General features: G+C 44.7%; 10 protein-coding genes. 1 reads left to right on the top strand and 9 read right to left on the bottom strand.

The genetic code is table 11. From position 1 onward, the window contains the following. Positions 1 to 87: 87 nt before the first annotated feature. From WEIDD23_RS10570 to WEIDD23_RS10580, 3 genes are read right to left on the bottom strand one after another with little or no spacing between them, the layout of a single operon-like run. A complete protein-coding gene (locus tag WEIDD23_RS10570; protein WP_010373947.1) occupies positions 88 to 1,026 on the bottom strand; it encodes a DUF4097 family beta strand repeat-containing protein in 939 nt (312 codons plus the stop codon). Then, positions 1,019 to 1,657 (bottom strand): DUF1700 domain-containing protein, encoded by a 639-nt coding sequence (locus tag WEIDD23_RS10575; protein WP_010373948.1) that lies wholly within the window; start codon positions 1,655 to 1,657, stop codon positions 1,019 to 1,021. Before WEIDD23_RS10575 ends, WEIDD23_RS10570 begins: the two co-directional genes overlap by 8 nt. Next, positions 1,647 to 1,979, bottom strand: coding sequence for a PadR family transcriptional regulator (locus tag WEIDD23_RS10580; protein ID WP_010373950.1), 333 nt, complete (start codon positions 1,977 to 1,979; stop codon positions 1,647 to 1,649). Before WEIDD23_RS10580 ends, WEIDD23_RS10575 begins: the two co-directional genes overlap by 11 nt. A 134-nt stretch (positions 1,980 to 2,113) precedes the next feature. Here WEIDD23_RS10580 and WEIDD23_RS10585 point away from each other — a divergent pair, with 134 nt between their 5' ends. Next, positions 2,114 to 2,377 (top strand): PspC domain-containing protein, encoded by a 264-nt coding sequence (locus WEIDD23_RS10585; protein WP_010373952.1) that lies wholly within the window; start codon positions 2,114 to 2,116, stop codon positions 2,375 to 2,377. 361 nt (positions 2,378 to 2,738) lie between these two features. On the opposite strand, the gene WEIDD23_RS10590 is transcribed toward WEIDD23_RS10585, so the two are convergent. From WEIDD23_RS10590 to WEIDD23_RS10615, 6 genes are all read right to left on the bottom strand, one after another. Then, positions 2,739 to 3,980, bottom strand: coding sequence for a NupC/NupG family nucleoside CNT transporter (locus WEIDD23_RS10590; protein WP_010373954.1), 1,242 nt, complete (start codon positions 3,978 to 3,980; stop codon positions 2,739 to 2,741). Between the two features lie 176 nt (positions 3,981 to 4,156). Next, positions 4,157 to 5,716: a bifunctional metallophosphatase/5'-nucleotidase gene (locus WEIDD23_RS10595; protein ID WP_010373956.1), complete on the bottom strand. Its 1,560-nt coding sequence runs from the start codon at positions 5,714 to 5,716 to the stop codon at positions 4,157 to 4,159. Between the two features lie 105 nt (positions 5,717 to 5,821). Beyond that, entirely contained in the window at positions 5,822 to 6,616 is a 795-nt protein-coding gene (gene phnE / locus WEIDD23_RS10600; RefSeq protein ID WP_010373958.1) for a phosphonate ABC transporter, permease protein PhnE, read from the bottom strand. Next, on the bottom strand, positions 6,616 to 7,398 hold the full coding sequence (gene phnE, locus WEIDD23_RS10605) for a phosphonate ABC transporter, permease protein PhnE (protein ID WP_010373960.1): 783 nt from the start codon (positions 7,396 to 7,398) through the stop codon (positions 6,616 to 6,618). Before phnE (WEIDD23_RS10605) ends, phnE (WEIDD23_RS10600) begins: the two co-directional genes overlap by 1 nt. 2 nt (positions 7,399 to 7,400) lie before the next feature. Beyond that, positions 7,401 to 8,168, bottom strand: a complete 768-nt coding sequence (gene phnC / locus WEIDD23_RS10610; RefSeq protein WP_010373962.1) for a phosphonate ABC transporter ATP-binding protein — start codon at positions 8,166 to 8,168, stop codon at positions 7,401 to 7,403. 185 nt (positions 8,169 to 8,353) lie between these two features. Beyond that, the gene (locus tag WEIDD23_RS10615; protein WP_010373964.1) at positions 8,354 to 9,286 is read right to left on the bottom strand and encodes a phosphate/phosphite/phosphonate ABC transporter substrate-binding protein; all 933 of its coding nucleotides are present in this window, start codon (positions 9,284 to 9,286) and stop codon (positions 8,354 to 8,356) included. Positions 9,287 to 9,629 lie beyond the last annotated feature (343 nt).

Raw genomic sequence — 9,629 nt, forward strand, 5'->3', positions numbered from 1 at the left:
CTTGCTCCTTATTTTTAAACTTATCGCTATTACAATACCAGAAAAAAAGCGGTGCGCCTATACACGCAACGCCTTCTTTACCCTGGCTTAATTGACGTGAATATCACCATCTGTCGCAATAATACTCAAGCGATCTGGTGCCGTTTCATTTTCGCTAAATTGACCAGCATACTTGGTTCCCTTAACCATCACATCACCATCAGTTGTTTGCAATTGCAACCCACCGAATTGGGCTTGTGCGGCCTTAAAGTCACCATCACGTAAGGTAAATGTATTCACTCCCGTATACCGGCTCGCAGTCGTCGTCACATCACCATCGTTCACTTGCATTACACTTGCATTAAGTGCCGTATGATTCAAATGCACATCACTATCAGTACCAGATAACAACAACTTACCCAATTCACCATTTTGCACCGTCAAATCAGAATCGCTCATGCTAATCGTTGATTGCTTAAGGACGGCATCCGTTAAGTGCACACTACCATCACGGTTAGCCACCGTCATATCTGGGGTAGTCAAATTATTTAACGTAATATCACCTGCAGTGGCACTAATTTTAACTGTCTTAGCCGTCAAATCCTTTAACACAATGTCTGACCCGACTGACGTTTGCTTAAATTTATCAAACGGCTTATTTTGCGGTACGCTGATGGTAATGTGTTCCGGCTTCTTTTCGCCAAAGCCAACGCCCACACCATTATCATTTTCCGTATTGTACTTAACATATAGTGTGTTATGCCGCACCGAAATATGTAACCGGGCTGCATCACGCACACTCGACTTCACCGCATACGTATCATCGTTATTCGTCACTAACCGTACGTCAATATCCTCAGTGTTAATATTGACCGACTTAAACGCCTTCACTTGTTGATTAACAGTTTTTACTTGCGGCACCACAAAATGCCCATCACGCCAGTTCAAGCTATTTTGACCATCGTTTGACAAGCCAACAAACATCAAAACGACACCGACAGCCGCAATCACTAGTCCCGTCAGTATCCAACGCATCATCTTAGGCATGCTTCGTGCCTCCTTCTTGCTTACGTGAGAACTTACGGCCAATATACTTAACAAAGTTCATTAGGCCACCAAAGATTACGCGGACAATGGCAAAGCCAATTGGCCAAGCAATAAATTGGAGACCAATTAAAATCAGCCCAATACCACCTTGGTACAAAGCCGTTTGCCAGCTTGCCCCAATGATGGCAACCGCCCCAACAACCTGGAACAAACCAGTTGCTAGGAATACCAATAGCAACATAATCAAAAATACGGCAATCACAATGACAATAAACAAGCCCAACAAAATCAGAATCATTGCTGGAATCCACACAACGGAGGTTACCAAACCAACCAACACAACCCACAATAAGTTGAATTGTCGCCCGATTCGTTCACGGAAATGATGAACTGGTGTTTCATTCTCTTCCGGTGCATCTTGATCCGCCACATCATCGTAGCGAATTGAGTAATCTACTAATACGCGGCGTGCCAATTGCTTAGGCGTGCCAAATTCTCGAATCAGCGTTTCGCCGGTCAAACCTGCGTCTGACGCATATTCACGATAAAAATCCAACACATCTTCGCGTTCTTCATCAGTCAAACCAACCAAGTGGCCCTTCAGTTGCGTGAAGTAAATGTTATTTTCCATCAACCTTTTCCCCTTCTGCCGGCATCATTAAGTCGTTCACATTGTGACTAAATACCCGCCATTCTTCTTGCACACGCGTCATTTCAGCGCGGCCATCGTCTGATATTTTGTAGTAGCGTCGGTTGCGTCCTTCAAAAGGTTCATCATAAGTTGTCACCCAGCCTTTTGCTTTTAAGCGTCGTAACACTGGATACATCGTCGACTCCGAAACTGAAAAGCGTTCCTGAACTTGTTTCGTCAACGCGTAGCCATATAAATCTTCCGATGACAGCAACGACAAGACTAGTCCATCCATCAGATCACTAGATAATTGCATCGCCATGGTTCATCTTCCTTTACAATACTATAACTCATATAATATACTCTAAGTATAGGGAACGCAGGGGGTTGTGTAAAGCATTTTGCTACCCCCTTTAACAATTCACTTTGGGTTCATATAGAAAGAAGGTTTTCATTATGGCAAGTAAGAAACTAACGAAGTCAAACGACAAAGTCTTTAGCGGGGTCCTTGGTGGCGTCGCTGACTATTTCAACTTTGATGCAACACTTGTGCGCATTATCTTTGCGGCCTTGGTTGTATTCACCGGCTTTTTCCCAATGGGTATTTTGTACATCATTGCGGCCGTTGTTATGCCCGATGCCCCAACTCACCACGAATACGAGTTTAAGGATGACAGTCGCAAGGACATCACCCCAAACCGTTTCGACGACGATATTTAATAGGCTTAACGAAAAAACACCGCATCGCGCGGTGTTTTTTTGATTGGTAATATGGATGACCGTCAATACTCCCCTAGAATATCTCAGGTGCTGCAACAGGAGTGGGTTGTATCCGGAGCGTTCAAAAATCGGCAACATGCCGCATGGCCGGCGCTATTCAGAAAAGCCCATACAGACCTTGAAGGCTTAGGGGGAATTATTTGCCCCGCTGAATGGCGTCCGCGCCATTCGGTTGCCGAGTTTTTGAACAAAGGCGCAGGATACAACCCACTCCTGTTGCTCGTGCGGTAGCACGACACCAACACAAAAATGAGCGTCACCGCAAATGCAGTGACGCTCATTTTTTACACTTTAAATTTGTTTACCAGCTGAACAATCCAACCATCGCCGCTGACATCAATGATACCAGGATACCTGATACCAAAATCAATGGCACGTTAGCTGCAATTAGTTCGGCCTTTTCACGATTAACCAAGCTCTTGTATGAACCGATAATCATCCCCAATGTTCCAAAGTTGGCGAAACTCGTGACAAACACTGTCAAGACAGCGCGCGCGTGAGCTGACGCAAACATACCTGAGTGGTGAGCAACTTGCTTTGAGACTTCTCCCATCACCACAAATTCGTTCGTCACCAACTTCGTTCCCATGTATTGGGCAATACGGAAGGCATCATCGACGTTAAAGCCGAGCAACCAAGCAAATGGGAACATAATGACACCGAAGATATTCTCCAATGATAGCCATGACAACGTCGTCAATGACAACAAGTTGTCGATCAAAGAAGCCAAACCAACAAAGGCAATTACCGTCGCCACGATAATAACCGCCACCAAACCGGCACCTTGGATTGAATCACCCAAGAACGCAAAGAATGGTTGGCGCTTAACCTTACCATCCTCAGTCGTTTCATCGTGATCCAATACCGCGATTGTATCATCAGCTTCGGCGACTTGCGTTGGATTTAAGATTGTCGTCATCATGATAGCGCTCAAGATGTTCAACGGAATCGCCGTCAATACGAATTGACCAGGCATCATCCCAACGTATGACCCAACGATGGCGGCCGTTACCGTACTCATCGACATCATGGCAACCGTCAAATTACGCTTAGCGTCCATTTGTTGCAGTTGCAACTTAGAAACGGCCAGCACTTCAGTCGTGCCCAAGAACATCATTTCAACTGAGAAAAATGATTCAAACTTAGGTTGTCCCGTCAAAAATGACAAACCTCGGCCGACCCACTTAACCAACCATGGCAATACACCAATGTATGTCAAAATATCAAACATTGGGATAATCACCAAAATTGGCAAAACGGCTGACGTCACAAAATTCATCGTTCCTGATGCAGGCTTGACCCAATCAGGCAACGCAAAGGCAATCCCGTCAAAGGCCGCACTGGTTAACCATTCAAACCCATTCGCTGCGGCTAACACAGCATCTCGGCCAATTGAAAAACTCGTAAAGAACCAAGCCAAAATTAATTGGATAATCAAGATGACACCAACTGAACGCCACTTGATGTTCTTACGATCACGTGAAAATAAATATGCCACCCCTAGAAATACAAAGATTCCGAGGATGTTCATCAACAATAGCATGTGCTACTTCTCCTTGAGGGGTTCTTACTTATGTAAAATAACTTAACAAACTAAGTGTATCAAAAGTAAGGCCTTTGTAAAACGGTTAACCTCGATAATCCGTCCGGTAAAACGTTTAACGTACCAAAATTAACTAAAAAAACTGTTGCGCATGCCACACAACAGTTCCTTTTTACTTAATTTTGAAAGCCAACCGCCGTGATATTCGTTGGTTGGGCAATATGAATTTCAGGGTGGGCCATAATGTAGTCACCAATCAATTCAGCTGTCTCTAACTGCACTTCACGCACAATCTTATCCGTACTAAACATCGTAAAATTACCCGCCCCACCGGCACGGTAGTTATTCATTGCCACCTCATACGTTGCTGCCATATCCAAGGGTTGCCCTTGGTACGATACTGCCGTAACTCGATCGCCTGCTGGTCGACTAAAATCAAACGTATAATCAATACCACTCCAAATATCATAGTTGTAGTGCTGGACTTTCGGCTCAATAAACAGCGGATTAACCGTCAACGTACCATCGGCTGCCACTGTAAAGTAACGCCCGTTTACCTCCAGTGCATCCTTAATATCTTGCCCTGTCAGTGCTTCTACAACTAATGTATTCGGATAAATATAGTTAGTCATAATATCACGTAACGTGACATCATTCGCCAAACCGCGTACTTCATCATTAAACAATGCCGTATTGGCGATAGTCGTCTGCGTTGCGTCCATTTGGACACGGTTAACCAATTCAATAAACGGGTGACTGTGGAGACGCGCCGCAAAATGGTCGGTAATGCGCATGTTGTCACCAACCGTACCAACTGCCGTATCAAGCCATTGATTCGTTTGGCTTTGCAGTGGTTCAATTAGCGCCACGATATCTGCCCGTTCTGCGGCGTCCGCTGTCTTGATAAGACTCGCTTCCCGACCAACAACTGTCTGTTGCTCATCTAGATCAAGGGTGATTAGCCCCACGTTATCCGCCCGGTAACCCGGTTGTGTCGTCGGTACACCATCCGCAACTTCGGCAATCATTCGGTGTTGGTGACCTGTGACAAGTGCATCAACACCTGGCAAGTGCAACAATTGATACCCTTGGTTTTCAGAGGTCAGGCGTTCTAGTGGCTCACCAGTTTGCAAATCTTCCGCAAAACCACCGTGATAAGCAATCACCAACACATCAACTTGAGGGCGTAACTCAGCGATATAGTTTTGGGCCACTTCAACCGGATCGGCAAATAATAATCCTCGAATATTATCAGCCTGTTCCCACTTGGCCACATATTTGGTTAACAACCCAATCACACCAATTTTAACGCCCGCCCGTTCAAAAACAGCGTACGGCTTACCAATAAACGGTTGGTGTGTTTCTGCATCAAGGACATTCGCATTCAAGAGTTGTGGCGTATCCGCCATCACCCGCTCTAAATAATCGCGACCGTAATTAAACTCGTGATTCCCGAAGACGCGGACATCATACCCAACTGCATCAGCCAATTGTTGATAAATACCCGCAGCCTCTGGCGCTTGTTTTTCCACGTAATTCGTTAGTGGGGAACCTTGAATAAAGTCCCCATTTTCAATCGTTACAACCGCTTCGCCATGTGACGCCCGTTCTTGTAGCGCTGCAATAACCGTTGCCGCACGTGTTAAGCCCAGTCCGTCATTTAATAATGGTCGACGAAAATCATCCGCTCGCACATAACCATGCACATCAGACGTCGAAATGATTGATACTCGCATCTCTTATATCCCCAGTCTACTTTATGTACAACAGGCTGCCAAATTAAATTCAGCAGCCTGTTTTCACGCATTTTTACTATGTTATATTCTAAGCTACTTTGGCTGTTAAACCAACTTTTTACGGAGTTGACCTGACAAGAAATCAATCACCGTCACCATGATAATAATCCCAAGTAGAATGATCCCCACCTTTGGCCACTGACGTGTTTGCAATGCAAAAATCAAAGGCGCTCCAATTCCACCGGCACCAACCATACCTAAGATAGCTGCTGAACGGACCGCAATTTCAAAACGGTATAACGTGTAATTCATAAACTCTGGCATAACCGCTGGCAAAGTTGCTAACGTTAACCCATCGAGCGCTGAACCACCGGCTGCGACAATCGCTTCATTTGGTCCACGATCAATGTTTTCAACCGCTTCTGAGAATAGCTTTCCCAGCATACCAATCGAGTGAATCGATACTGCCAAGACACCTGCATACGCACCAGGGCCAACCGCCTTGATGAACATAATGGCCAACACAATTTCAGGGAAGACACGGACAATTGTCAAAATTACCTTACCCAAGGTTGACCGTGGTGTGAAGAAGCCTTTCTTCGTTCGTGCAGCTAGAAACGCAAACGGTACTGATAAAATGGCCGAAATAAACGTTCCTAGAAAGGCGATGGCCAGCGTTTCAACCAATGCAGTCACCAAATCTTCGCCATCCCCCGTATAAACGTATGACCAATCCGGATGGAATAAGCCATGAAAAATAGCCTTCGTAATAATCAACGCTTGTGGCTTAACCGATGCCAATGGAATCCCCGAGAAGGCCCAGGCAAAGATCAAGACCACGACTGCCGTAATCACCCAAGGCCGAAATCTTTGCCAGGGGCTTTGTTTTACTAATTGCATTATGCCAACGCCTCCCGTAATCGATTAGAAATACCATCCACGATAATGACCACGACCAAGATTGCCAAAATAACAATCGCCGTCCGATCGTAGCGGAAAAGCGACAACGTTTGACTCAAGTACAATCCCACACCACCAGCACCTAGATAACCCAAGACTGTCGATGCACGGACGTTGATTTCCAACGTGTACAGGAAGTAACTCAAAAATTGGTTAAACACCTGAGGGACAACTGCGAAGACAATCGTTTGAATGCTGTTTGCGCCAGCTGCAGTCAAGGCTTCAATCGGCCCGTCGTCAATCGTTTCAATCGCTTCATAGAACAACTTTGAAATCATGCCAAAACTGAACACCGTCAAGGCCCCAACTCCGGCCATTGGCCCAATACCAACAATCGCCACAAACAACGCCGCTAAGAGCAAATCAGGTAATGCACGCACCAAGTTCAAAAAGAACCGAATGACGCCACGCGCCACAGCATTTTTCATGATATTACGTGCTGCTAACAAACTAAATGGTACGGCAATAATAGTACCGAGCAACGTCCCAACCAAGGCCATTTGAATCGTTTCTAAGATTGGTGTCACAATCGCTGACACGTATGACCAATCTGGTTGCGTCATCTTAATCAAGATTTGCCAAAATTGATCCCAACTAAAATCTGTCGAGACACCCGTCATTTGTCCTGACCCAAATAGGATCAAGATGACAAGCACGACTGTCAGTAAGCCTTTAATATGCCATTTTTGACTAAACTGACGCTCTGGTAATAATGATTCCATGACTACTCCTTATCTCCAGCTTCAGCATAAATACCGTCAAAATCGTGTTCATTAACTTCAGCAATCGGCTTATCATAAACCAACTTCCCCGCACGCAATCCCACAATCCGGGTCGCATACGCCATCGCCAGTGGCACACTGTGCAAGTTAACCACCACCGTCATCCCGAGATCTCGGTTTAGGTGTTGCAAGTCATCCATGACCATCTTGGTCGTTTTCGGATCCAACGACGCAATCGGTTCATCAGCCAAAACAACCGTTGGTGATTGCATCATCGCGCGTGCAATTGCCACACGTTGTTGTTGCCCACCTGACAATTCATCAGCTCGTGTATAGTATTTATCAAGCATATTCACTTTATTCAAGTTTTCAGCAGCCTTCTCCTTATCAGCTTTTGAAAACAAACCGAACGTACTCTTAAACGTCGAGTAGTATCCCACGCGACCAGCCAAAACGTTTCGGGCCACCGACGCGCGCTTCACCAAATTAAAATTTTGGAAAATCATGGCAATATTACGACGCAACACTCGCAGTTGGCTACCCTTGGCTTTGGTAATATCTGCACCATCCAATAAAATTTCACCCGCTGTGACATCGTGCAAACGATTGATTGCCCGCAACAAGGTACTTTTACCAGCCCCCGACAGGCCGACAATCACCACGAATTCACCTGAAGTAATATCTAAGTTAATGTGATCGAGTCCCACCGTCCCATTTGGGTAAACTTTTGAAACATCTTTTACTTGGATTGTGCCAGTTTGGCTTGCCATATTCATTCCCCTGATCGTTTTACTTAACAACTAATCAACTTGCTTAATCGTTTTAAAAAATATGTACTAAGAACGAGCTTCACCGGTAAAACACACCACCAGGAAACTCGTTCTTCATTTTTCATCGCTAGTAGTCATCGCTAAACGTAAATCTTGCGTGACCAACCTGCTTTATTTAATTGGACTTAGTTGATACCTTCAACAGCCTTTTGGTACTTACGGACAACGTTAAAGTTTGAATCCTTTGACTTTGCAACACCAGCCCAGCTGTATACATCGTTCAAAACCTTCTTACCTTCGGTTGTCTTTGACACCTTAATCATCGCGTTTTGGATTGCCTTAGTATCAGCCTTTGAAATACCCTTACGCAAGGCAATAGTATCGTTAGGAATCTTAGCTGTGTATGTCAAAACACGCGTATCCTTAAAGACATCTGGGTTATCCTTCTTAACAACGTTACGGGCGTCATCAAAGACGAAGGCTGCATCTGTGTCACCGTTCATTACTGATAGCACACCTTGATCGTGCCCCTTAACTGTCACCAGCTTTGCGTCCTTCACGACGTTGACACCCTTCTTCTTCAAGTCAACAACTGGGAACATGTACCCAGCATCGGACGTCGTGTCTTGAACGGCAATCTTCTTACCCTTCAAATCCTTAACAGACTTAATCTTTGAGTCCTTCTTAACAAGTACTTCGGCACGGTAGTAATCAACAAGCTTGTCGGTGTTTGAACCGTCCCCCTTCTTGTCGTTAATGCCGTAGCGTTGTGATTGCAAGATAACCTTTGCACCGTATTGCTTGTGAGCTTGTACATATGGGTCAGGTGGCAAGAAGCCCATGTCAACCTTCTTTGAACCCATTGCCTCAACGACTGTGTTGTAGTCAGTTGAGATTGTTACGTGAACTGGAATACCCAATTGTGCCTTCAACAACTTCTCCAATGGCTTTGCCTTGGCTTGAATTGTGTCAGCTTGTGATGATGGAACGAATTGTACATTCAATTCCTTCAAATCAACCTTTTTGTCAGCAGCGTTAACTGATGCCGCTGGCAATGCTGTAACTAATGTTGAGGCTGCAATCGTAACTGCAGCACCCGCAACAAGCTTTTTAAACATGTCCCCTAGTACTCCTTAGCTATCTGTTCCTAATTATCATTACCCAAATTGGTAACCCATTTAAAGGTTGTATTAAGGATAACAACGAACATTATTTACGTCAATATCATATTTGTTCATTTTTTGACGTTAAACGTTTTAACAAAAACAAAAATTACGATTATTAGTTCGTTTTATGAAGTTGTCCAATCCCTTCTACATGTATTAGACTACTCGTCCAATATTTAGGCTTAATTGTGATTTCTTTTTGATTCAGTATGCGTTTTGTAAAAGGCGACTTTACAATTAAAACTTCTAAACAAAAGAGGTTGAGGCAGAAATTTCTGCCCCAACCTCAAAAGCC

Origin of the sequence: Weissella sp. DD23 (genome assembly GCF_001579105.1) — a bacterium.
Taxonomy (GTDB): domain Bacteria; phylum Bacillota; class Bacilli; order Lactobacillales; family Lactobacillaceae; genus Weissella; species Weissella cibaria.